Raw genomic sequence first — 23,794 nt, forward strand, 5'->3', positions numbered from 1 at the left:
TCTCCAAATAGCCGCAACTTAACCGGATTATCGATGTGTTTGTTGCATCCCAGGAAAAGTGGGCCGCAGGCATGATGGATAGGGGATAAGAATGCCGGAAGATTCCATGCAGTCGCACCCAGAAGAAGGCGGCGTCAGGCGCACCACGCGTCAGAACCTTGGGCGCCAGTTGCCTCCAAAGCGGATCAAGGACAGAGAACTGGACGACGGGAACTATCTACGGGCCAATCCCTTGCTGATACCGCTCGATGAGATCCCTCGCGAGTGGATTATCAATGGGAACAAAGGTGCAGTGTGGCATTACTCGGCCGTCCAACGGGAGGACCCGGACATACCGGGCGTCCTCCGCCGCTGGCGCGTCATGCTGGGTAGCGAACAGCTTCTTACGGTCCTCGGGCGGAAGGATTTCCTGAAGCTGTTGGGATCGTTGCGGAAGGGTGCACTCAAGCAGCAACAGGAAAACCCGGAGGAGAATATAAAATATCCGACGCAGCGGGATCTGGAGAAGGGTATAGATGGACTGGGGCACACGACAATTGCGGTAGATTTCCATAAGGATGGAAAGGCGAAAAGGGGAGCGGCTGCGATAAGTGGCGAATTTCGCTACGACCCCGAGCTGGAATTTGGGACAGCAAACGACAAGTCGGGCCGCTTTATGAGTAAAGGGGCAAGGCCTAATGAAAGGGACAGGGATCCCGAGCTGGTTGCGAAATGGGGGGAGGAGGTTGCGCAGGCATTCAGTAATCACCTGCGGAAGCCAGTCGTCTTCGACCAGATAAAGACGTTGTCAAACCCCACAGCGGGACACGCGTCGAGGCTTCAGCCGACCGCCGGCCAGCCCGCATCCTCCGCAGCTCGTCCAGCCCTACGCACTCAGGCGCGCTCTGCCAACCAGGAGACCCACAGGCAAGGGCTTCAGTGATTGAAGGGGCTGACCGGAACAGCGCTTCACGTCCTGGCGGAAGGCGTCCATCACGGTGGGCCCGGACAGATGCAGGTCACGACCCGCCTGAATGACCGTTGACCCGGCGTCGCACACACGCCGGCCCGCCGCGTTCCGCAGCCGGGTGGTGATCCGGGCCCTGGCCGGGACCTGGCTCAGCCAGGCGATCGTCTCGGGTCCGGCGTCCAGGCCCTGTTCGTTCAGGTCCTTGCGGATGCGGACGATCAGCTCGACCGTGCTCGGATCGATGGCGGTCGGTGAGGTCTTGGGGCGCCGGGATCGCGGCTCGAATGCCGTCTCGCCCTCGGCTCGGTAGCGGGCCACCAGACGGCTGACCCAGCCCTGCGACACCCCGTACGCCCGCGCGACCTCGCCCTGGGTACGGCCCTCTACAACCACAGCAGTGATCACCAGACGCCTCTTCGGCATCGTCAGACCTTGTCCCCAAGGTCATGCCGATGTCTTGAGACACCCCATTCCTATGTCCTGAGCGAGCACACTGCCGAGCGCGCAGCAGCTCAGAGGCCCCTTCCGATCATCGGAAGGGGCCTCTGGTGTATGCGGTGACAGCGGCTCTCGGAGCGATCACTTTGCTGGTGCGGTGGGGCGGAACAGTGCCAGGAAGCCGCCGAGCAGAGCGAACGCGAGAAGGAACAGTTCCGTTTCCATCCTGCTGATGCTGCCCTCGGTCATCTGGGTCCCGAGGATGATCCAGGTCGCTGATCCCATGCTCACCAGCAGCTGATTGTCTCGCTCCCGCAGCAATCGCATCCCTGCCCACAGCAGCAAGGGCGCCAGTGTCAACCAGGCGAGTGTGGCCAGCGCTCCTTCCATGAACCCCGCGCCGATACCCGCGTCCGGATTGGCCTGTCGCGCTTCCGACTCCCACCGCTCGGCGGATTCCCAGACCCAGTACGTCGCATGGGCCGCGGCCGCCGAGACGGCGATGCCCTTTGCCCAGCGGCCCAACCTGCTGTTCAACATGGCTTCACCATGCACAGCACAGACCTCGCATGCCTGAGTACCCATACTCAAAGCGGACCAGAAGGTGCACAGAAGGGGGGCCTGACGATCACCGTCGTTGGCTACTGCCTGATCTCTGCGGTTCGGAGCCCCTTCCGGCGATCGGGAGGGGCTCTCGTCGTGAGCCGCGTCTTGCTCTCGGCGGGCACTCGGGTAGTACCGCCTGCTCATGCCTTACTTCGGTGCCTGGAAGCCGCCGATCTTCTGCTCGAGGAGTTCGGCCAGCCGCAGTGGGGTGCGGTCCTCGTACATCGGGCCGATGAGCTGCACTCCCACCGGGAGGCCCTCGGGGGACCGGCCCGTTGGTATGGCGGTGGCGGGTAGGCCGGGCATGGTGGCCACGCCGGCCCAGACGAGCTGGTCGAGGTACGGGTACTCGACGCCGTCGATGTCGAGCCGGCGCTCCCTCAGATCGGGGTTGTGGTCGTGGGGGAACGCGGGAGTGGGCGTGATGGGGCACACCACGGCGTCGAACTCGGCGAAGAGCCGCCGCCAGCCGTGGCGGTGGAGTTCGCGGCGGCTGTCCGCCTCGATCCAGTCGCGGTGGCTGAACGCCATGCCGCGCAGCAGCGCCGCATCGAGACTCTGGTCGTCCGCGTTCAGTTCGGCGGCGTGGGTCCGCAGCTGCTCGTACGCTTCGAGGGGAAAACGGCCGCTGAAGCCCGAAAACAGCAACTGCGTGTAGAGCACCGCGGCTTCGGTCAGATCGGGCAGCAGCGGACTGTGTCGTTCGACGCGGGCGCCGCCGTCGGTGAGCGCGTCGGCCACCCGGTTCACGCCCGCCCGCACAGCGGACGCGGTCGGAATGAGGGGATGGTCGTCGAGGACCAGGACCCGGAAGTCGCGGAGCCGCTCATGGCGCGCGGGCGGCAGTGTCACGTCGTGCGCCACGCCGAGCGTCAGCGGGTCAGGTCCGGCCATGACGTCGAGCAGGAGTGTGAGGTCGCGGGCGGTGCGCGCCATCGGGCCGACGACGGCGAGGTCTGGTTCGGCCGGCAGCGCGGGCGCGGTCGGCGGGACCATGCCGCGGTTCGCCGCCAGCCCGAGTGTCGGCTTGTGTGCGTAGACACCGCAGAAATGTGCGGGGGTGCGCAATGAACCGGCGATGTCGGAGCCGATGGACAGCGCGCCGAATCCGGACGCCAGGGCCGCCGCCGATCCGCCGGAGGATCCTCCGGGCGTACGGCCGTGATCCCACGGGTTGTTGGTGGTGCCGTAGATCTCGTTGAAGCTCTGCACGTCTTGCAGTCCCATGGGCACGTTGGTCTTACCGAGCACCACCGCGCCCGCGGCCTTGAGGCGCGACACCTGCACCGCGTCCTCGGCCGGTATGTAGTTCCGGTGCGGCGGCATGCCCCAGGTCGTGGGCAGCCCGGCTATGTCGTAGGACTCTTTGACCGTCACCGGAATGCCGAGCAGCGGCCGGTCCTCACCGCGGGCGCGCGCCTGGTCGGCATCGCGCGCGGCGGCCCGCGCACGGTCGAAGTCCGGCACACAGATCGCGTTGATCGCCTTGTCGTCCCGCTCAATACGGGCGATCGCCTCGTCGGTCAGTTCCGCCGAGGTCACTTCACCGGCACTTAAGGCAGTTGCGAGCTTTTCTGCCGTCAGAAAATTCCACTCCATGAATCCGACCGTATCGGCCTCTGGGACAGGCCATAAAACGTCGTTTCGCGCAATGGGGTGAAGGGTTCAACGCTCATTGTGTTTCTCTCCGGCCACAGGTAGTTCGCCCTTACCCTTGGCCGCTCTCGGTCGGTCGGCGGCGAACCGGCTGGCCGCCGCCATGTCACCGGAGCAGCGGGACCGCTACGGAAGGCTGCTCCAGGAGACCAACGCGCAGGCCCCGGTTCGGCAGGACCTGGCCTTGGGGCGCGTTGCGCTGCCGCTGCACGGTATTAGTTGTCCGTTAGCGGAACGCCAACGCGGTCTTAGTGGAACGCCAACGCGACCCTCGAAGCTGATTGTCGTCCGGGAGCGAGACGACAGAACACAGCAACGCGAGGTCACGATGAACACCGCCGCCACCACCACCCGCTTCCGCGGCCGCGCCGGCCGCCGTATCGCCGCCGCCCTTGTCGCGGCCGCGGCGCTGAGTCTGGGGGCCACGGCCTGCGGCCCGGAAGACTCCGGGGCCGACTCCGCCGGCTCCTCGGCCTCGGCCCAGCCCACCAGCGGCTCCTCCTCGGACAACTCCGGCTCGCAGGGCCAGGGCGGCGGCAAGAACGACACGGCGCCACCCGCCGCCGGCAACGGTGGGGCCAAGGGCGGCGGCGCCGCCAACGCGGGGAACCACCGTGTGTACGTCGGCACACTGAAGTACCTCGCGCCCGGCAAGCTGACCGTCAAGCCCGAGAGCGGCGGTATCGAGCAGGCGTTCTTTATCTCCAATGCCACGAAGATCCTCGGCGCGGCCGCGATCTGCTCCGACGACGACGGCACCGCGTCCATCGGCGACGACGGTTACGGCACCTCCAACTGCACCGTGGAGCAGCTGGAGAAGGCCGCGAAGACCAACAGCGTGACCGTACGCGTCACCATGAACCCCAAGTCCGGCGCCGCCGAGACGGTCGAGGAGAAGTACCACCCGTAGGCCACGCGACTCCGCACTCCGCGCGCCCGGTGGGCCTCCGCCCGCCGGGCGCGCGTCTGTGCGACCGCGCACGCCATGCGGTGACAACAGTGGTCGGCGGCCATCGCCGCCACCCGGGCGGGTGTGTCGTACCAGCGGTGGATCCGACCGGCCGGTGTGTACTGCGTTCTCAGTAGCGCGAAATGTCGGCAGGCGCACGACGACAGGGCGGCCCGCTCCCGGAGAGCCTGGGCGGACAGTCGGCACCAGATGCGGAGACCTCCTGTCGTGGCTACATTCCTTTACCAAATGGGCCGTCTGGCCTTCCGGCGACGCTGGTACGTCGCCCTGGTCTGGGCGGCCGTCCTGGCCGCCGTCGGGCTGGGCGCGCTCAAGGCTTCGGGGGGTTCGGACGAGGAGTTCTCGATGCCGGGCATCGAGTCCCAGAAGGCGTTCGACCTGATGGAACAGCGCTTCCCCGGAGCTTCCGCCGACGGCGCGACCGCCCGGGTCGTCTTCGTCGCGCCGAGTGGTGAGAAGGTCACCGCCACCGAGAACAGGCAGGCCGTCGAGAAGGCCGTGGCCAACCTGGGCGACGGGGCTCAAGTCGCGAGCGCTGTCGACCCGTTCCAGGCGAAGGCCGTCAGCAAGGACGGCACGACGGCGTACGCGACGGTCACCTACAAGGTCGCCGCCAACGACCTCACCGACGCGAGCAAGAACCAGCTGGAGCGGGTCCTCCATACGGCGCAGGGCTCCGGGCTGACCGTCGAGGCCGGCGGAAGCGCGATGGGCGACGGTGGCGGGCCCGGCGGTGCGGCCGAGGTGATCGGTGTCGCGATAGCCGCCGTCGTGCTGCTGGTCACCTTCGGTTCGCTGGCCGCCGCCGGGCTGCCGCTGCTGACCGCCATCATCGGCGTCGGCGTGAGCATGGCCACCATCCTGACCCTGTCCGAGGCGCTGGGCCTGTCCACGACGACCGGCACCCTGGCGATGATGCTGGGTCTCGCGGTCGGCATCGACTACGCCCTGTTCGTCGTCTCCCGCTACCGCGAGGAGCGCGCCAAGGGCCGGGTGCCGCAGGAAGCGGTCGGTCTGGCGGTCGGCACGGCCGGTTCCGCGGTCGTGTTCGCCGGGCTCACCGTCGTGATCGCACTGGCCGGACTCGCGGTGGTCGGCATCCCGATGCTCACCAAGATGGGCCTGGCCGCGGCGGGTGCGGTCGTCGTCGCCGTACTGGTCGCGCTGACGCTGGTCCCGGCGTTCCTCGGCTTCTGGCCGAACGCCGTGCTCCGGCGGCGGGCCCGCAGGAGCGGACGGATCGAGGAGGAGGGCACCCGGGACAACGGCGGCAGCCGCTGGGCGCGGTTCGTGCTGCGGCGTCCGCTGCCCGTGCTGCTGCTCGGCGTGGTGGGCCTCGGGGCCCTCGCGGTGCCGATGACGGATCTGCAGCTCGGCATGCCCGGGGACGAGGCCAAGTCGACGTCCACCACCGAGCGTCGGGCCTACGACGCGCTCGCCGAGGGCTTCGGGCCGGGCTTCAACGGGCCGCTGACCGTCGTCGTGGACGCGAAGGGCGCGAAGGGGGACATCGATCCGAAGGGCGCCGCCGACACGGTCGCGAAGAAGATCGGCGGCACCGAGGGTGTCGTCTCCGTCTCCCCGGCCCGCTTCAACGAGGCCGGTGACACGGCCGTCTTCCAGGTCGTGCCGTCCACGGCGCCGACCGACGAAAGGACCAAGGACCTGGTCACGACCATCCGGGGGGAGCGGCCCGGAGTCGAGTCCGAGACCGGGGCGACCTTCGAGGTCACCGGTACCACCGCGCTGAACATCGACGTCTCCGACAAGGTGCAGTCCGCGCTGGTCCCCTACCTGGTGGTCGTGGTGGGTCTCGCGATCGTGCTCCTGCTGGTGGTGTTCCGGTCCCTGTTCGTCCCGCTGAAGGCGGCCCTCGGCTTCCTGCTGTCGGTGCTGGCTTCCCTCGGCGTGGTCGTCCTCGTCTTCCAGCAGGGCCACGGCGCCGGACTCCTGGGCGTGGAGCAGACCGGCCCGATCATGAGCCTGATGCCGATCTTCCTGGTGGGCATCATCTTCGGCCTGGCCATGGACTACGAGGTGTTTCTCGTCTCGCGGATGCGGGAGGCGTACGTCCACGGCGAGCGGCCCGGCCAGGCGATCACATCCGGGTTCCGGCACAGTGCGCGCGTGGTGGTGGCCGCCGCGCTGATCATGATCGCGGTGTTCGCCGGGTTCGTCGGCGAGAGCGACTCCATGGTCAAGATGATCGGGTTCGGGCTCGCCTCCGCCGTCCTGTTCGACGCCTTCGTCGTACGGATGGCGATCGTGCCCGCCGTGCTCGCGCTGCTCGGAGACAGGGCCTGGTGGCTGCCGAAGTGGCTGGACCGGCTGCTGCCCAAGGTCGATGTGGAGGGCGAGGCGCTCGGCCGCCGGGCAGAATCGGAATCGGGACCGGGGTCGGGATCGGGACCGGGATCGAGGTCGGGACCGGGACCGGATTCGGGATCGGGGGCGGAACCGGACCCGGAATCGGGATCGGCCGGGACGACCGGCCTGGAAGTGGCCCGCACCTGATCGACCGCCCGACCCGCCCCCACCGGGGCCGCCCGTGGCGAACGACATGGGCGCCCCCGGCGGCGGTCCGCGCGGGGGAACGGGCACGGTGGCCCACCGAGTACCGAAACGGTCATGGTGGCCCACGGACCAGCGAATCCGTCACAGTGGCCCACGGACCAGCGAATCCGTCACGGTGGCCCACAGAGCGTCGAATCGGTCACGATGGCCCACAGCCCCGAGTGGAGAGCCCAGCCGATGAGCACCAGCCTTGAGCGTTACACGGACCGTTTCGAGCAGTACGCCGACCGCTACCCCCACGTCATCGACGTGGTGCTGGTCCTGTCGCTGATGGGCTGTGCGGCCCTCGGCAGCAACCTCACCATGCCCGGCGCCGACCCACCCGACCAGGACAGGGCCGCCACCGCCCTCATGGGCGTGTCCTGCCTCGCCCTGCTGAAGTACCGCAGCCATCCGCGCACCGCGGTCGTCGTGACCGCCGTCTGCACGGTGATCGCGATCTCGCTGGGGTACCTGCTCACCCCCCTGCTGCTGGGACCGGTCATGGCGGCGCTCTACTGGCTGGCCACGCTCACCGACCGCAAGACCACACGCGTCTTCGGCGGCACCATCATGGCGGCGTTGATGGTCGCGTCGGCGGTCTCCGACTCCATGGACAGTCTGTCCCTGGTGCTCCGGACGATCGGCCCCTTCTTCTGGCTGCTGCTGCCGCTCGCCGCCGGCAACATGACCCGGCTGCGGCGCGCCTACCTGGCATCGGTGCAGGCCCGCGCCGAACACGCCGAGCGCACCCGGGAGGAGGAGGCACGGCTGCGCGTCACCGAGGAGCGCATGCGCATCGCCCGCGAGCTGCACGACGTCGTGGCCCACCACATGGCCCTGGCCAACGCGCAGGCCGGTACGGCCGCCCACCTCGCGCTCACCAGTCCGCAGCAGACGAAGAAGATCCTCAACGACCTGACCGGCACCACGTCCTCCGCGCTGCGCGAGCTGAAGGCCACGCTGGGACTGCTGCGCCAGAACGACGCCCCGTCCTCGGCGTCGCTGGAGCCGTCTCCCGGCCTGGCCCGACTGCCCGAGCTGGTCTCGGCGTGCGCGTCCGCGGGGCTCGCCGTCACGGTCAGCACGACGGGGGAGCCCCGCCCGCTCTCCCCCGGGGTGGACCTGACCGCGTTCCGGATCGTGCAGGAGGCGCTCACCAACGTCTCCAAGCACGCCGCCGTGGACTCCGCACAGGTACGTCTGGCCTACTCCGGTTCACGCCTGCTGATCACGGTCAGCAACGACGGCCCGGACGCCGATGACGCCACCGAGGCCACCGAGGCCACCGAGGCCACCGATGCAGGGCCGAGTCGGGGCTTCGGCGTCATGGGCATGCGTGAACGCGCCCGCACCATCGGCGGCGAGCTCTGCGCGGGACCCCGCCCGGAGGGCGGCTTCGAGGTCACCACCGCGCTGCCGCTCCAGCCCTCGGCACCTGAACCAGCGGAGGCACCAGAAGCACCAGAAGCACCAGAAGCTGAGGCACCCGAGGCGGCCGTAGGCGCCACAGACGCTCCTGCGGGAGGAGAAAAGTCATGACCATCAGGGTGCTGCTCGCCGACGACCAGACCTTGCTGCGGGCCACCTTCCGGATCCTGATCGACTCCTGTGAGGACATGACGGTGGTCGGCGAGGCATCGGACGGCGCGGAGGCGCTGGAGCTGACCCGCGCCCACCACCCCGACATCGTCCTCATGGACATCCGGATGCCGGGCACGGACGGTCTCGCCGCCAGCTCCGCGATCTGTGCCGCCCCGGAGCTGGCCGCCACCCGCGTCCTCATCCTGACGACGTTCGAGACCGAGGACTACGTCGCCCAGGCGCTGCGCGCCGGTGCCAGTGGCTTCCTCGGCAAGGACGTCACCGCCGACACCCTGCTGGCCGGGCTGCGCACCGTGGCCTCCGGCGAGGCGCTGCTGTCACCCGTCGCGACCCGCACCCTCATCACGAACTTCCTCATGTCCCCCGCCCCCGATGCCCACCTCGCGCCTCCGCAACGCCTGTCGGAGCTCACCGTCCGCGAGCGCGAGGTGATGGGCCTGGCCGCCGAGGGCAAGTCCAACACCGAGATCGCCGAGGTCCTCACGCTCAGCCCACTGACCGTGCGCACCCACGTTCACCGCGCGATGACGAAGCTGGGCGCCCGCGACCGCGCCCAACTGGTCGTCATCGCCTACCAGACGGGCCTGGTACGGGCGACTCCGCCCGCACCGTGACCGCGACCGTGGCCGCCGACCGGCGGCACGGCAGGAGCTCACTTCTCGATCGGCGGGCAGTAGCCGGTGTCGTTGCCGATGGAGTTGATCTCGGCGTTGGACCTGGGGTCGCCCGCGTAGTTGATCTGGTTGGTGCAGCGCATTCCGGGCTTCCTGGGGGTGCCCGAGGGGGTTCCGCCCTTCTCCGGCTCCGGGCAGTAGCCGGTGTCGTTGCCGATGGAGTTGATCTCGGCGTTGGACCTGGGGTCGCCCGCGTAGTTGATCTGGTTGGTGCAGCGCATCCCGGGCTTCCTGGGGGTGCCTGACGGGGTGCCCTTGGCGGAGTCCTTGGCCTGGTCCTGGTCCTTCGCCGTGGGTGCGGGGGACTGGGGGGCGCTCGCGGAGCTGGAGGGTGAGGACGAGGAGCCGGTCTCGCCGTCCTGGCATGCGGTGAGCCCGAGCGCGGCCACAGCGATGATCACGGCGGCGGCGGCCTTGCGGGCGTGGCGGTTGTGGCGGAGGGCGATGCGGTGCGACATGGTCTTCCCCGTTCTCGTGGCGTGGTGTCTTGCGACGTGTGGTTCGGGCTCGTGAGAACAAGGCTGTCGGTCGCGGCTGATGATCCACCGCCGTACGGCTAACGCTCCGCTAATGCCCGGACGGGCCGTCGGAGTGGAGCCGTTGTGGAGTGGTTTCCGAGCGCGGTTAGGTTAGGCAACCCTAAGTTTCTGCTCTATGCTGCGGTGTCATGAGCTGGTGGCAGCTGGTCGGGGTGAGCCTTTTCTGCGCTCTTGTGCTGGTGGTGCTGTTCGCCGCAGTGATCGTCGGTGGGCTGCTGGTGGCCAGGGACGCGCTGGTCGACGACTATCCGACCGCGATCCGGGAGCGCTATGGCGCGCAAAGTGCGCGGGGGAAGCGGGCTGCCGGGGTCATGGGGGCGTTGAACACGTTGGTGTTCATCGCCGTGCCGGTCGGCGGGATGGTCGATCTGCATGGTCGGGCCGACGGCGGGCTCGGCTTCTGGCGCGCGTTCGTCTTCGGTGCCCTCGTCTGGCTCGCGCTCGTCGTCTTCGACTTGGTGGTTCTGGACTGGTGGCTGTTCTGCACGGTCCAGCCCCGGTTCATGGTGCTGCCCGGGACGGAGGGCATGGCCGAGTACCGGGACTACGGCTTCCACTGGCGAGTGCTCGTTCCCCGGCCCGTTCCCTGGCCGCTGCTGACGGTCCTTGGGTACGGGGCGGTCGTCGGTGCTGTCTCGGCCCTGGTCGAGGCGCTTTTCTGAGTGGTCGGCCGCGAGGCGGCGGGATGGATTTCCCTTAGCGGGGAGAACGACGTAGAGTTACGTCTACCGACGCGGGGTGGAGCAGCTCGGTAGCTCGCTGGGCTCATAACCCAGAGGTCGCAGGTTCAAATCCTGTCCCCGCTACTCAGGTATCGAGGGCCCGGCACTTCTTCAGTGCCGGGCCCTCGGTCGTTCGGCCGCGCCGAGGGCCCCGCCGCCGTCAGCGCGTGGAGCCCCGCCGCCGTCAGCGCGTGACCCTCCAGCTCACCGGGCGCTTGGTGTCATCGCCTGTGCTGTACGTCACCACCGACGGCCGTGTGCCATTGGGCACCAGGAACACCTTGCACAGGGAGACCTTCGCCTCCACCGCGAAGTCGTCCGGGTCCTTCCCCGGGCAGGCCGTCACCTCGGTGTCGCCGGTGATGAGCGGCGGGTCCTCCACACCGCCTGTGTTCTCGAGGCCGGTGGGGGTGTTGAGGAAGGGGTAGTGGAGGGAGTTCTCGCCGGTGTTCTCGAAGGTCATGGTGACGTAGTACGGCTGGGTGGTCCGTATGTCGGACGGTTCCACATCCGCCGTCCTCAGCTCGGCATGGGTGCCCTTGCGCACGCTCACCGCCGTGACCCGCAGGGCGCCGCGCATATGGTCCGAGCCGCGCTTGTAGGTGACCGACGTGGGCTCGCCGAGCCGGAGGGTCTTGCCGCCGTCGCTGTCGGCCGCCATGTCGGCGCGGGCCGCGGGCTGCCGTCGGCCGGACGCGGCGGTGTCGTCCTCGCAGCCGGCGGTGGCGAGGGCGAGGAGGGTCACGCCGAGGGCGCAGACGAGTGCGGTCCCGGATCGGGCGGCGGCGCGAGGCGGGCGGTTGAGCATGGACGGTCCCCCGGTGGTCGGTGATGGTCGGTCGGTGACGACGTCGAGCGAGTGGTGACTGCCGTAGACGGATACGCCGGTCACGGAGCGTCAGTTCACCTTCTCAGTTCCCCTTGTGGTGATCTTGCTACGGCAGATCATCATGGGCGTGACAAAACCACTGGTCGAGGCTGTGATCAACTCAAGGCGAGGCCTTGAGACGAGGCTGTAGCAATACGCCCGGGGCAACTACCGTGATCCGTATGGACGATCCCGCCGTGGAGTCGGTGCAGCGGTTCTGGCAGGAGCTCGGGCTGCCCGGACTCATCGATGTGCACACCCACTTCATGCCCCAGCGCGTACTGGACAAGGTCTGGGCCTTCTTCGACGCCGTCGAGCCCCGCTGGCACATCACCTACCGCGAGGAGGAGGCCGAACGCCTCGCCACGCTACGGGCGTTCGGGGTGCGGGCCTTCACCTCGATGCTCTACCCCCACAAGCCCGACATGGCGCGGTGGCTGAACGACTGGGCGGCCGATTTCGCCGCCCGTACGCCCGACTGTCTGCACACCGCGACCTTCTTCCCCGAACCCGGGGTGGAGGGGTACGTGCGCACGGCGCTCGAGGGCGGGGCGCGGGTGTTCAAGGCCCATGTGCAGGTGGGGGCGTACGACCCGGGCGACGTGCTGCTCGACCCGGTGTGGGGCATGCTCGCCGGGAGCGGGACGCCCGTCGTCATCCACTGCGGCTCGGGACCCCACCCGGGCAAGTACACCGGACCGGAGCCGGTGGGGCGGGTGCTGGCCCGTCATCCTCGGCTGCGCCTGGTCATCGCGCATATGGGGCTGCCGGAGTACTCGGACTTCCTGGAGCTGGCGGAGCGGTACGAGGAGGTTCACCTGGACACCACGATGGCCTTCACCGACTTCACCGAGCGCCAGTGGCCGTTTCCGCGGTCGGAGCGGGAGCGGCTGGCCGCACTGGGGGACCGGGTGCTGTTCGGGAGCGACTTCCCCAACATCCCCTACGGATACCGGCATGCGCTGGACGCGCTGACGCGGGTCGGACAGGACGAGGAGTGGCTGCGCGGGGTCTGTTACGGGAACGCGGCCCGGCTGTTCGGGATATGACGGGTGGTGGCCGCTCCGGACGCGCCCGTTGCGGATGGAGTGCGGCTGTTCCGTACGCGCCCGTTGCGGACAGAGCGCAGCCGTTCCGGAGGTGAGGCTCGCCCGGTGCCCGCGTCGGCGCCGGGCGAGGAGGCCGCGGGGATCGGTCAGCTCTTGTCCAGCGGCAGTGCCTCGGCCAGCGTGCGCCACTGCTCGCGGGGGAGACCCTGATCCTCGCTCACCACCTGGATCGCGAGGTGGTCCGCGCCCGCGGCCAGGAACTCGTCCACGCGCGCCCGGATCGTCTCCGCGTCGCCGAGCGCGTACATGGCGGCCAGGAGACGGTCGCTGCCGCCGTCCGCGAAGTCCGCGTCCTCGAAGCCCAGCCGCTTGAAGTTGTTGGTGTAGTTGGGCAGCGCCAGGTAGCGGCCGAGGTAGTCGCGGGCGGTGGCGCGGGCGCGCTCCAGGTCCGTGTCGAGGACGACCTTCAGCTCCGGCGCGAGCACGGCCTCCTTGCCCAGGACGTCGCGGGCCTTGGCGGTGTGCTCCGGGGTGACGAGGTACGGATGCGCGCCGGCCGCGCGGTCGCGGGACAGCTCGAGCATCTTGGGGCCGAGCGCGGCCAGGACCCGCTGGGCCGCGGGGACCGGGGCCGGGGCGGAGTCCAGCGCGGTCAGGTACTCCTTCATCGCCGTGTACGGGCGCTTGTAGCGCTCACCGGCGAGCGCGCTGTGGCTCACGCCGAGGCCGAGGAGGAAGCGGCCGTCGTGGGCGGCGTTGAGCGAGGCGTGCCGCTCGGCGACATAGGCCGCCTCGTGGTCCCAGATGCTCAGGATCCCGGTCGCGACGGTGATCCGGGAGGTGGCGTCCAGCAGGACTCCGGCCTGATCCGGGCTGGGACTGCCACCGAGCCAGACGGCGCCGTACCCCAGCTCGTCCAGCTCGGCCACTGCCTCGCTGACCTGCTCTGATGGGGCGAAGTCGGTCTTCAGGGCCGCGGTCCAGATGCCGATCTTGCCAAGTGCGGGACGAGAAGTCATACAAGGGGAAGCCGGGGAATCCTTCCGGTTATTCCGCGGCCCGCACAGTCGTTCCGTGCCCACGGATCCGCTGTGTCGCCTCCCGGCCGGTCCCGTCCGCGCCCCCACAGGATTCTCAGGTGATTCACAGGCAGCCGAAAGGGACCTCTCAGGGCCCGCTCCGAGGGTGGAGGTCATGATGCCGACCTCGCCTCATGGGCGTACCGAGCTGCTGCGCCCCGACGGGAGCCCCGTCCGGGTGCTGGTTGTGGACGACGAGTCGGCGCTCGCCGACCTGCTGTCGATGGCCCTGCGCTACGAGGGGTGGGAGGTGCGCACCGCGGGTGACGGCGCGGAGGCGATCCGGATCACCCGTGAGCTGCGCCCAGACGCGGTGGTCCTGGACATCATGCTGCCCGATATGGACGGGCTCGCCGTGCTGGGGCGGCTGCGCCGCGAACTGCCCGATGTCCCGGTGCTGTTCCTGACCGCGCGGGACGCGGTGGAGGACCGGATCGCGGGGCTGACGGCGGGCGGCGACGACTACGTCACCAAGCCGTTCAGCCTGGAGGAGGTCGTCGCCCGGCTGCGCGGGCTGCTGCGCAGGTCGGGGGCGGCGGCCGCGCGCAGTGAGTCGGTGCTGGCCGTCGGCGATCTGATCCTGGACGAGGACAGCCACGAGGTGGCGCGCGGGGGGCAGGAGATCCATCTCACCGCGACCGAGTTCGAGCTGCTGCGCTATCTCATGCGCAATCCGCGCCGGGTGCTCAGCAAGGCGCAGATCCTCGACCGGGTCTGGAGCTATGACTTCGGCGGCCAGGCCAACGTCGTCGAGCTCTACATCTCATATCTGCGGCGCAAGATCGACGCGGGCCGCAGCCCGATGATCCACACCCGGCGGGGCGCGGGGTATCTGATCAAGCCCGGGGAGTAGACACCGTGGCGCACCCCCCGCCCCGGCCGCCCCGGGGCCCCGACATGTCCGGCACCGACGGGATGCCCGGCCACCCCCAGCCGCCCCAGGGCGTGGGAGCGGCGCAGGGGCGCGCGCACGCCCGGCGCGCTCAGCGGGCGGGACGCGCTCAGCGGGCGGGGAACTCGCAAGGAGCCGGGGCCGCTCAACGAGCCGGGCGGACTCAGCGGGTCGGGCGGACTCAGCGGGTCGGGCGCACTCAGCGGGTCGGGCGCACTCAGCGGGCCGGGCGCCGCCCCTGGTCCCTGCGCACCCGTCTGGTCGTCTCGGCCGTCGCCCTGATCGCGGTGGTCTGCGCGGTGATCGGCTCGGTCACGACCCTCGCCCTGCAGTCGTACCTCCAGGGTCAGGTGGACGACGATCTGCGCGCGTCCGTCGGGCGGTTCCTGAACAAGCCGGGACCGGAGCGTGAACTCCCCCGGGACGATGTGCTCTTCGTCGCCTCGCCCGGTCAGCCCATCGGCACGGTCGGGGCGCGGTTCGGCCAGGACGGCGAGATCTCCATGTCGGGCAAGAGCAATGACTCGCCCATGACGAACGAGGTCGACGTCGAGAGCCGGGTGGACCCCCTGACCAGCGGTCAGCAGAAGGCGATCGCCGCCGTCCCTCAGGACGGGGACGTGCACACCATCGATCTGCCCGGCCTCGGTGGCTATCGGGCGGTGGCCCAGCCGGGCCACCGGGACGGCGGCATCCTCCTCGCCTTCCCCCTCGACCAGACGCAGGAGACGGTCAACACCCTCATCCTCGTGGAGGTCTGTGTGGCCGCGGCCGGGCTGGTCGCGGCCGGGATCGCCGGGGCCGCGATGGTCGGCATCTCGCTGCGGCCGCTGCGCCGGGTGGCCGCGACCGCGACCCGGGTATCCGAACTCCCCCTGCACAGCGGCGAGGTGGCGCTGCGCGAGCGCGTCCCGGCCGCGGAGGCCGATCCGCGCACCGAGGTCGGCCAGGTGGGCGCGGCGCTCAACCGCATGCTCGGCCATGTGGAGTCGGCGCTCGCGGCCCGCCAGGAGAGCGAGACACGGGTGCGGCAGTTCGTCGCCGACGCCAGCCATGAGCTCCGTACGCCGCTCGCCTCGATCCGCGGCTACGCCGAGCTGACCCGGCGCGGCCGGGAGGAGATCGGGCCCGACACCCGGCATGCCCTCGGCCGGGTCGAGTCCGAGGCCGGGCGGATGACCGGGCTGGTCGAGGATCTGCTGCTGCTGGCCCGGCTGGACGCGGGACGGCCGCTGGAATGCGCGGAGGTCGATCTGTCCCCGCTGGTCGTGGACGCCGTCAGCGACGCGCGGGCGGTCGGCTCGGACCACGAGTGGCGGCTGGAGCTGCCCGATGAACCGGCGGTCGTCTTCGGCGACGACGCCCGGCTGCGCCAGGTGCTGGTGAACCTCCTCGCCAACGCGCGGACGCACACCCCGGCCGGTACCACGGTCACGGCGCGGGTGCTGTGGGGCGGGCCGCAGGCGTCGCCGTATCCCTCGCCGTATCTGGCGCCTTACGGGCTCTCCTACGGGGTGTCTTACGGCGCGTCCTCCCATGACCACCGTAGGGGGCGCAGCTCGCCGCACGCCCAGCCGTACGCCCCGCCCTACGGCTCCCCGCATGCGGCCGCCCGCGCCGCCGGGGCCTTCGGCCCGCCGCAGCCGTCCTCGTACGTCTCGCTGGAGATCGAGGACGACGGTCCTGGTATCCCGCCCGAGCTGCTGCCGCATGTTTTCGAGCGGTTCGCGCGCGGCGACGCCTCGCGCTCCCGCGCCGCGGGCAGTACGGGGCTCGGCCTGGCCATCGTGCACGCGGTCGTCGCCGCGCACGACGGGCAGGTGACGGTGGACAGCGTGCCCGGGCGCACCGTGTTCGGCGTCCACCTGCCCGTGCGCCGGGCCGTTCACCAGGGCGTAACGGACTCACAGGCAGGCCACAGGCTGACCACACAGCCGTGACAGCGCGGCTCGCGACCGTCGACCTCATGCGAACCGACACCCCTCTCGGGGCTCCGCCCGAGACACCCCTCCAAACCTTGCCCGTGCGCGGGCCGGTGACGGTCGTGCGCGGCCGTCCGGTGCTGGACGTCGTCATCCCCGTCTACAACGAGGAAGCGGACCTCGAGCGGTGCGTACGACGGCTGCACGACCATCTGGCCCGCACCTTCCCGTACGGCTTCCGGATCACCATCGCCGACAACGCCAGTACGGACCGCACGCCCGACCTCGCGGCCCACCTGGACGAGAGCATCGAGGAGGTGACGGCGGTCCGGCTGGAGCAGAAGGGGCGCGGGCGGGCGCTGCGCACCGTGTGGTCGCTGTCCGAGGCGCCCGTGCTCGCCTATATGGACGTCGATCTGTCCACGGACCTCAAGGCGCTGCTGCCGCTGGTGGCCCCGCTGATCTCCGGGCACTCCGACCTGGCGATCGGATCGCGGCTGTCCCGCAGCTCACGGGTGGTGCGCGGGCCCAAGCGGGAGTTCATCTCGCGGGCGTACAACCTGATTCTGCGCGGCAGCCTGGCCGCCCGCTTCTCCGACGCCCAGTGCGGATTCAAAGCCATCCGTAAGGACGTCGCGGAGCGGCTGCTGCCGCTGGTCGAGGACACCGGGTGGTTCTTCGACACCGAGATGCTGGTGCTGGCCGAGCGGGCCGGGCTGCGCATCCACGAGGTGCCGGTGGACTGGGTGGACGACCCCAACAGCACGGTCCACATCGTGAAGACGGCCACCGAGGATCTCAAGGGTGTGTGGCGGGTGGGGCGCGCGCTGGCCACCGGTGGGCTGCCGCTGGACCGGGTGCGCCGTCCGTTCGGCGACGATCCGCGCGACCGGGAGCTGAGCGGGGTGCCGAAGGGCCTGGCCCGTCAGCTGGTCGGGTTCTGTGTGGTCGGCGCGCTGAGCACACTGGTCTATCTGCTGCTGTACTCCCTCTTCCGGATGGGCACCGGCCCGCAGGTGGCCAACGCGCTGGCGCTGCTGCTGTCGGCGCTCGGCAACACCGCAGCCAACCGGAGGCTCACCTTCGGCGTACGCGGCCGGGACCGCGCGATGCGCCACCAGGCCCAGGGGCTGGTCGTCTTCGGCATCGGCCTCGTGCTGACCAGCGGCTCCCTCGCCGCCCTGGACGCCGTCCCCGGCACCGCCTCGCACGGCACCGAACTGGCCGTGCTGATCGCGGCGAACCTCGCCGCCACCGTTCTGCGCTTCCTGCTCTTCCGGGCCTGGGTCTTCCCGTCGGACAGCGGGGCCACGACCGACCACGACCCGAGGACCGATCGATGACCACCTACGACTACGGCACCCGCGAAGCCGGGCCGCCGCCGACCCCCGCCGCCGCTCCCCGGCCGGGGCCGCGGGCGCGCGGCGGCTCGCGCCTGGCGCGGGCCTGGAGAGGACGGCCGGAGGACCCGCGCTGGGCGCGGCCCGCCCTGTGGGCCCTGCTGGCCGCCACCACCGTGCTCTATCTGTGGAGCCTGGGCGCGTCCGGCTACGCCAACCAGTTCTACTCGGCCGCCGTGCAGGCGGGCGGCGAGAGCTGGAAGGCGTTCTTCTTCGGCTCCTCCGACGCCGCGAACTCCATCACCGTCGACAAGCCGCCGGCCGCGCTGTGGCCGATGGCCCTGTCGGTGCGGCTCTTCGGCCTCTCCTCCTGGGCGGTCCTCGCCCCCGAGGCGCTGATGGGCGTCGCGACGGTCGGGGTGCTGTACGCGGCCGTACGGCGCAGGTTCGGCGCGGCCGCCGGGCTTATCGCGGGCGCGGCGCTCGCGGTGACCCCGGTCGCGGCGCTGATGTTCCGCTTCAACAACCCCGACGCGCTGCTGTGCCTGCTGATGGTCTCGGCGATCTACTGCGTGCTGCGCGCCCTGGAGGACGCGCGCACCAAGTGGCTGGTGCCGGCCGGGGTCTGCTTCGGTCTCGGCTTCCTCACCAAGACGCTTCAGGCGTGGCTGATCCTGCCGCCGCTCGCGGTGGTGTACGCGGTGTGCGCCCCGGTGAAGTTCGGCCGGCGGATCGGGCAGCTGCTGCTCGCGGGGCTCGCGATGGTGGTCTCCGGCGGCTGGTGGGTCGCGATCGTCGAACTGTGGCCTGAGTCCTCGCGCCCGTACATCGGCGGTTCGCAGCACAACAGCTTCCTGGAGCTGACCTTCGGCTACAACGGTCTGGGCCGGATCAACGGCAATGAGACCGGCAGCGTCGGCGGGGGCGGCCCGGGCGGTGGCGGTGGCGGCCGGTGGGGCGATACCGGGATCGACCGGCTCTTCGGCTCCGACATGGGCGGTCAGATCGCGTGGCTGCTGCCCGCGGCGTTCATCCTGCTGGCGGCGGGCATCTGGCTGACCTGGCGGGCGAAGCGCACCGACACCCGGCGCGCGGCCTTCCTGGTGTGGGGCGGGGCGCTGCTGATGACGTTCGCCACCTTCAGCTTCATGTCCGGGATCTTCCACCAGTACTACAACATCGCCCTGGCGCCCTATACCGCGGCGCTCGTGGGCATGGGCGCGGCCCTGCTGTGGGAGCGGCGGAGCGAGGGCGGCCGGGCGGGAGCGGCGGCCTCGGCGGTGCTGGCCGTCACGGTCGCGGTCACCGCCTATCTGTCGTACGTCCTGCTGGGGCGGTCGCCGGACTGGCACCCCTGGCTGCGCTGGGCGGTGCTGATCGGCGGGCTCGCGGCGGCGGCCGGGCTGCTGCTGACGGCGCGCCTGGGCCGGAGGGCGGCGCTGGCCGCGGCGGGGCTCGGCCTCGCGGCGGGGCTGGCCGGGCCGGTGGCGTACACGCTCAACACGGTGGACACCCCGAAGCACGGCTCCATCGTGACGGCCGGTCCGTCGGTGGCGGGCGGTACGGGCGGCCCCGGTGGTGGCTTCCCGGGCGGCGGCCGGGGCGGTCCGCCGTGGATGCAGAACGGACGTCAGGGCGCGGGCCAGCAGGGGCAGGGCCAGGGCGGTCAGGGCAATCAGCAGGGCGGTCAGGGCCAGGGCGGTCCGCAGGGCATGCCAGGCGGCGGCACCGGCAATGGCACCGGCGGCGGTCAGCCGGGGGGTGGCCAGAACGGCTTCCCCGGCGGGGGCTTCCCAGGCGGCGGCCAGTCCCCGCGCAACGGCACGGGCAACGCGCAGGGCGGTCAGGGGCAGAACGGCCGACCAGGCATGCTGCCCGGCGGCATGGGCGAGGGCGGTCGCCGTGGCGGCGGCATGGGCGGACTGCTCGACGGTCAGCAGGTCGACGCCAAGGTGGAGGCGAAGCTGGAGAAGAACGCCGACGACTACACCTGGGCGGCCGCGGCGATCGGCTCCCAGAACGCCGCCGGCTACCAACTCGCCACCGAGAAGCCCGTGATGGCCATCGGCGGCTTCAACGGCAGCGACCCGTCCCCGACGCTCGCCCAGTTCAAGAAGTATGTGAAGCAGGGCAGGATCCACTACTTCATCTCCTCGGGCACCGGCATGGGCGGCGGGCCGGGCGGCGGCCAGGGGACCTCGTCCCAGATCACCTCCTGGATCGAGTCGACCTACAAGAAGGTCACCGTGGGCAGTGCCACGCTCTATGACCTGACCCAGAAGGCATCGACGAAGGCGTCGACGTCCTCGAAGTCCTCCGGCTGATTCCGGAGTCCCGTAGGTACGGGCCGGTGGTCGCGGGTTCACCCCCGCGACCACCGGCCCGTATGCGTATGCGACGCACGCACATAATTCGCTGTACACCGTACAGCCGCACTTGTACGGTGTAAGGCCAACTCGCCATACACCGTAGAAGACCCTGTCTGGAGTCCCCATGACGGTCTCGACCGCCGAAGCCGCCTCCGCGCCACCCGATCAGTCCCCGGGCGGCCATCCTCAGCGCTGGCTGATCCTCGCCGTGATCTGCCTCGCCCAGCTCACCGTGTTGCTGGACAACACGATCCTCAATGTGGCGGTCCCCTCCCTGGCCAGGGAGATGGATGCCCGCACGGCCGACATCCAGTGGATGATCAACGCCTATTCGCTGGTCCAGTCGGGGCTGCTGCTCACCGCCGGCAGCGCCGCCGACCGCTATGGGCGGAAGAAGCTGCTGGTCGCCGGGCTCGCCCTGTTCGGCGTCGGCTCCCTCGCGGCGTCGATGGCGCAGGACTCCGGCCAGCTGATCGCCGCCCGCGCGGGCATGGGCATCGGCGGGGCGCTGCTGATGACCACGACGCTCGCCGTCGTGGTGCAGGTCTTCGACGAGGGCGAACGGGCCAAGGCCATCGGGCTGTGGGGTGCGGTCGGCTCGCTCGGCTTCGCCGCGGGACCGCTGATCGGCGGCTCGCTGCTGGAGCACTTCTGGTGGGGCTCGATCTTCCTGATCAATATCCCGGTGGCGCTGCTCGGGCTGGTGGCCGTGGTCTGGATGGTGCCGGAGTCGAAGGCGCCGACCAGCGACCGCCCCGATCTGCTCGGCGCGCTGCTGTCCACGGTCGGGATGACCGGCATCGTCTTCGCGATCATCTCCGGGCCGGAACACGGCTGGACCTCCAGCCGGGTGCTGCTGTCGGCCTTCATCGGCATCACCGTGATGACCGGATTCGCGCTGTGGGAGCGTCATATCCCCTATCCGATGCTGGATATGCACTTCTTCCGCAACCGCCGGTTCGTGGGCGCGGTGGCGGGCGGCATCCTGGTGGCCTTCGGGATGGGCGGTTCGCTCTTCCTGCTCACCCAGCATCTGCAGTTCGTGCTCGGCTATGACGCGCTGGACGCGGGGCTGCGCACCGCGCCGCTCGCGCTGGTGATCGTCGCGCTCAACCTCACCGGTGTCGGCGCGCGGCTGCTGCCCAAGCTCGGGACCCCGGTGACCATCGTCGGCGGGATGGGGCTGCTCGCGGCCGGTCTCGCCGCCATCGCGACGCTCGGCGCGCACGGCTATGGCGGAATGCTCTTGGGGCTGGTGGTGATGGGGGCCGGTATCGCGCTGGCCATGCCCGCGATGGCGAACGCCATCATGTCGGCCATCCCGCCGGAGAAGGCGGGGGTGGGCGCGGGGGTCAACGGCACGCTCACCGAATGCGGAAACGGGCTCGGAGTCGCCGTCCTCGGCGCCGTGCTCAACTCCCGCTTCGGCTCCCTGCTGCCCGCGGTCGCCACCGGAGCGGGCTCGCTCCCGGCCGCCCTCGCCGCCGCCCGTACCCCCGAGGACCGCCAGGCCGTCGCGGACGCCTTCGCCTCGGGTGTGGAAACCAGTCAGCTGGTCGGCGCCGCGGCCGTGCTGGCGGGTGGAGTGCTGGCCGCACTGCTGCTCAGCAGGGCCGAACGATCTTCACAGGAGGCCCCGGCGGCATAGCATCTTCAGGTAGTGAGGTGCCGCGTGTCCGCTCCCGGGCCATATGTGGTGCCAGCTCATCGGAGAAAGGGAGGCGCCGCCATGGCAACCGGCAGCCGCACCGTCCCCCCGCGGTCCAGCGTCTGGCTCTCCGAGCGTAAGACCCCCAAGCGCAAGGGCGACCAGCAGCCCGTCGGGCTCGACCGACTGAAGATCGTCGCGGCGACGATGCGGCTGCTGGACGCCGAGGGACTTTCGGGCTTCTCGATGCGACGGCTCGCGGCGGAGCTGGGGGTGACCGCCATGTCGGTCTACTGGTACGTGGAGACCAAGGACCATCTGCTCGAACTCGCCCTCGACGCGGCCATGGGCGAGATAGCGCTGCCCATTGAGGCCGTCGGATCCGTGGAGGCCGTCGGACCCGTCGAAGGCCTCGAGCACGCCCCGGCCGAGCCGCGGGACTGGCATGAGCAGCTGCGCCAGGTCGCCTCCGAGTACCGGCGGGTGCTGGTGCGCCACCCCTGGCTGCCGGCGCTGCTGGGGGAGTACCTCAACATCGGGCCCAACGCGGTGGTCTTCAACAACGCCGCGCTGGCCGTGATGCGCAACAGCGGGCTGCCGGACGACAGGATGACCAGCGCGCTGGCCCTCGTCTACCAGTTCGTCTACGGCTTCGGCACGATCGAGGGCCGCTTCGCCGCCCGCTGCCGGGCGGCGGGAGTCCCCCAGGACGAGCTGTTCCACGAGATGATGGGCGCGGTCGAGGACCGTATGGAGTTCGACGAGGCGCGGAAGATCATGGAGGCTCGCGGGGGCACCACGGTCCAGGAGATGCAGGACCGCGACTTCGCCTTCGCCCTGGACCTGGCGATCGCCGGTATCGAGGCCCTGAGGGATCGATAGCGCGCGGTGGCGGGCAGGTCAGGCCGTGGGGAGCTGCTCGCCCTGCACCGCCTGTATGTCCAGCTCCACCCGCAGGGTGGTGCCGATCGCCGCGATGCCCGCCGCGACCACCTGGTTGTAGTTCATCGCGAAGTCCTCGCGGCGCAGCTCGGCGACGGCCCGGAAGGCCGCCCGCACCCCGCCCCAGGGGTCGGGGCCCGTACCCAGGTATGTCAGGTCCAGGTCCACGTCCCGGACCACGCCGTGCATCGACAGCTCGCCATGGACCGTCCAGCGGTCGGCCCCGGCCGCGCTCAGATGCGTGCTCCGGTACGTCAGCTCCGGGAACTCCTCCACATTGAGGAAGTCGGCCGACTTCAGATGGCCGTCCCGCATCGTGTTGCCGGTGTCGATGCTGGCGGCCCGCATGACCGCCTCGACCCGCGACTTCTCGATGTCCTCGGCGACCTCGATCCGCCCGCCGAACTCGGTGAACCGGCCGTGGACACTGGAGATCCCCAGGTGCTGGGCGACCGCGGCCACCGTCGAATGCGCCGGGTCGATCGTCCACGCCCCGGGCGGCGGAAGCTCCACCCCGCCCTGGCGCGCCAGCACCACCGTGCCCACGTCGGCCCGCCCGGAGGCCGTGACGATCGCCGTGGACGCGACCGGGGCGTAGCCGACCGCGGTGGCGATGATCGTGTAAGGCCCCGGCGGCAGCGGCTCGTCGGTCCGCACGGCGCCGTCCGTGTCGGCCTGTGCGCGCAGCACCTGGGCGCCCGTCATATCGGTGACGGTCAGCACCGCGTGCTGGACCGCCCAGCCGTCGCGGGTGTGGATCCGGGCCCGCAGCCCCGCTCCCCCGCCTGCTCCTGCTCCTGTGGTCGTCATGCCGCGTTTCGCTCCCGCTCGGGTGTCGCCGTGTTGCTTGTCCTGCTCGGCGTGTTGCTCGTGTCGCTCATGTCGCCCGGCGCGCTGGTCGTGCGCGCCGTGCTGGTCGTACTCGTCCTGCTGGTCGTACTCGTCGTGCTGGTGGTATTCGTCGTGTCTGTGC

General features: G+C 70.3%; 20 protein-coding genes and 1 tRNA gene. 14 read left to right on the forward strand and 7 right to left on the reverse strand.

Translation table 11 applies throughout. The features are described 5' to 3' along the window. The first annotated feature begins 91 nt into the window (after nucleotides 1-91). Nucleotides 92-922, forward strand: a complete 831-nt coding sequence (locus ACMTAK_RS26795) for a hypothetical protein (RefSeq protein ID WP_413808557.1) — start codon at nucleotides 92-94, stop codon at nucleotides 920-922. Here ACMTAK_RS26795 and ACMTAK_RS26800 read toward each other — a convergent pair. From ACMTAK_RS26800 to ACMTAK_RS26810, 3 genes are all read right to left on the reverse strand, one after another. Beyond that, the gene (locus ACMTAK_RS26800) at nucleotides 866-1,372 is read right to left on the reverse strand and encodes a helix-turn-helix domain-containing protein (RefSeq protein WP_413808558.1); all 507 of its coding nucleotides are present in this window, start codon (nucleotides 1,370-1,372) and stop codon (nucleotides 866-868) included. The genes ACMTAK_RS26795 and ACMTAK_RS26800 overlap by 57 nt on opposite strands. Before the next feature lie 156 nt (nucleotides 1,373-1,528). After that, nucleotides 1,529-1,927, reverse strand: a complete 399-nt coding sequence (locus tag ACMTAK_RS26805; RefSeq protein WP_413808559.1) for a hypothetical protein — start codon at nucleotides 1,925-1,927, stop codon at nucleotides 1,529-1,531. 213 nt (nucleotides 1,928-2,140) lie between these two features. Then, nucleotides 2,141-3,592 (reverse strand): amidase, encoded by a 1,452-nt coding sequence (locus tag ACMTAK_RS26810; RefSeq protein ID WP_413808560.1) that lies wholly within the window; start codon nucleotides 3,590-3,592, stop codon nucleotides 2,141-2,143. Between the two features lie 385 nt (nucleotides 3,593-3,977). On the opposite strand from ACMTAK_RS26810, the gene ACMTAK_RS26815 reads away from it, so the two are divergent. The 4 genes from ACMTAK_RS26815 (at nucleotide 3,978) to ACMTAK_RS26830 (ending at nucleotide 9,391) form a co-directional block, all read left to right on the forward strand. Beyond that, complete coding sequence (locus ACMTAK_RS26815) at nucleotides 3,978-4,559, forward strand: hypothetical protein (protein WP_413808561.1); 582 nt, start codon at nucleotides 3,978-3,980, stop codon at nucleotides 4,557-4,559. A 267-nt stretch (nucleotides 4,560-4,826) separates the two neighbouring features. Beyond that, nucleotides 4,827-7,133, forward strand: a complete 2,307-nt coding sequence (locus tag ACMTAK_RS26820) for an MMPL family transporter (RefSeq protein WP_413808562.1) — start codon at nucleotides 4,827-4,829, stop codon at nucleotides 7,131-7,133. A 237-nt stretch (nucleotides 7,134-7,370) separates the two neighbouring features. Then, nucleotides 7,371-8,714, forward strand: coding sequence for a sensor histidine kinase (locus tag ACMTAK_RS26825; protein WP_413808563.1), 1,344 nt, complete (start codon nucleotides 7,371-7,373; stop codon nucleotides 8,712-8,714). After that, entirely contained in the window at nucleotides 8,711-9,391 is a 681-nt protein-coding gene (locus tag ACMTAK_RS26830; protein ID WP_413808564.1) for a response regulator transcription factor, read from the forward strand. The genes ACMTAK_RS26825 and ACMTAK_RS26830 overlap by 4 nt, the downstream gene beginning before the upstream one ends. A 38-nt stretch (nucleotides 9,392-9,429) precedes the next feature. On the opposite strand, the gene ACMTAK_RS26835 is transcribed toward ACMTAK_RS26830, so the two are convergent. After that, entirely contained in the window at nucleotides 9,430-9,909 is a 480-nt protein-coding gene (locus ACMTAK_RS26835; RefSeq protein ID WP_413808565.1) for a hypothetical protein, read from the reverse strand. Between the two features lie 209 nt (nucleotides 9,910-10,118). Here ACMTAK_RS26835 and ACMTAK_RS26840 point away from each other — a divergent pair, with 209 nt between their 5' ends. Together ACMTAK_RS26840 and ACMTAK_RS26845 are read left to right on the forward strand one after the other, a co-directional pair. After that, a complete protein-coding gene (locus ACMTAK_RS26840; protein WP_413808566.1) occupies nucleotides 10,119-10,652 on the forward strand; it encodes a hypothetical protein in 534 nt (177 codons plus the stop codon). 70 nt (nucleotides 10,653-10,722) lie between these two features. Next, nucleotides 10,723-10,796: transfer RNA gene (locus tag ACMTAK_RS26845), tRNA-Met, on the forward strand. A 100-nt stretch (nucleotides 10,797-10,896) separates the two neighbouring features. Here ACMTAK_RS26845 and ACMTAK_RS26850 read toward each other — a convergent pair. Continuing rightward, on the reverse strand, nucleotides 10,897-11,604 hold the full coding sequence (locus ACMTAK_RS26850; protein WP_413808567.1) for a hypothetical protein: 708 nt from the start codon (nucleotides 11,602-11,604) through the stop codon (nucleotides 10,897-10,899). Nucleotides 11,605-11,762: 158 nt separating this feature from the next. Between ACMTAK_RS26850 and ACMTAK_RS26855 the strand changes: the two genes are divergently transcribed. Continuing rightward, entirely contained in the window at nucleotides 11,763-12,629 is an 867-nt protein-coding gene (locus tag ACMTAK_RS26855) for an amidohydrolase family protein (RefSeq protein ID WP_413808568.1), read from the forward strand. A 146-nt stretch (nucleotides 12,630-12,775) separates the two neighbouring features. On the opposite strand, the gene ACMTAK_RS26860 is transcribed toward ACMTAK_RS26855, so the two are convergent. Further along, a complete protein-coding gene (locus ACMTAK_RS26860; protein ID WP_413808569.1) occupies nucleotides 12,776-13,648 on the reverse strand; it encodes an LLM class F420-dependent oxidoreductase in 873 nt (290 codons plus the stop codon). Between the two features lie 175 nt (nucleotides 13,649-13,823). Between ACMTAK_RS26860 and ACMTAK_RS26865 the strand changes: the two genes are divergently transcribed. From ACMTAK_RS26865 to ACMTAK_RS26890, 6 genes are all read left to right on the forward strand, one after another. Continuing rightward, complete coding sequence (locus ACMTAK_RS26865) at nucleotides 13,824-14,561, forward strand: response regulator transcription factor (protein WP_020870109.1); 738 nt, start codon at nucleotides 13,824-13,826, stop codon at nucleotides 14,559-14,561. Between the two features lie 5 nt (nucleotides 14,562-14,566). Continuing rightward, a complete protein-coding gene (locus ACMTAK_RS26870) occupies nucleotides 14,567-16,540 on the forward strand; it encodes a sensor histidine kinase (RefSeq protein WP_413808570.1) in 1,974 nt (657 codons plus the stop codon). Nucleotides 16,541-16,566: 26 nt separating this feature from the next. Next, the gene (locus tag ACMTAK_RS26875; RefSeq protein WP_413808571.1) at nucleotides 16,567-17,865 is read left to right on the forward strand and encodes a bifunctional glycosyltransferase family 2/GtrA family protein; all 1,299 of its coding nucleotides are present in this window, start codon (nucleotides 16,567-16,569) and stop codon (nucleotides 17,863-17,865) included. Next, the gene (locus tag ACMTAK_RS26880) at nucleotides 17,862-20,186 is read left to right on the forward strand and encodes an ArnT family glycosyltransferase (protein ID WP_413808572.1); all 2,325 of its coding nucleotides are present in this window, start codon (nucleotides 17,862-17,864) and stop codon (nucleotides 20,184-20,186) included. Before ACMTAK_RS26875 ends, ACMTAK_RS26880 begins: the two co-directional genes overlap by 4 nt. 169 nt (nucleotides 20,187-20,355) lie before the next feature. Further along, nucleotides 20,356-21,879 carry an MFS transporter gene (locus tag ACMTAK_RS26885; protein WP_413808573.1) on the forward strand — a complete coding sequence of 508 codons (1,524 nt, stop codon included), beginning with the start codon at nucleotides 20,356-20,358 and terminating at the stop codon, nucleotides 21,877-21,879. Between the two features lie 81 nt (nucleotides 21,880-21,960). After that, the gene (locus tag ACMTAK_RS26890; protein ID WP_413808574.1) at nucleotides 21,961-22,761 is read left to right on the forward strand and encodes a TetR/AcrR family transcriptional regulator; all 801 of its coding nucleotides are present in this window, start codon (nucleotides 21,961-21,963) and stop codon (nucleotides 22,759-22,761) included. A gap of 18 nt (nucleotides 22,762-22,779) precedes the next feature. On the opposite strand, the gene ACMTAK_RS26895 is transcribed toward ACMTAK_RS26890, so the two are convergent. Continuing rightward, on the reverse strand, nucleotides 22,780-23,631 hold the full coding sequence (locus tag ACMTAK_RS26895; RefSeq protein ID WP_413812999.1) for a YceI family protein: 852 nt from the start codon (nucleotides 23,629-23,631) through the stop codon (nucleotides 22,780-22,782). Between the last annotated feature and the right edge of the window lie 163 nt (nucleotides 23,632-23,794).

The sequence above is a fragment of the Streptomyces lacaronensis genome (genome assembly GCF_047337785.1).
Lineage (GTDB): Bacteria > Actinomycetota > Actinomycetes > Streptomycetales > Streptomycetaceae > Streptomyces > Streptomyces lycopersici.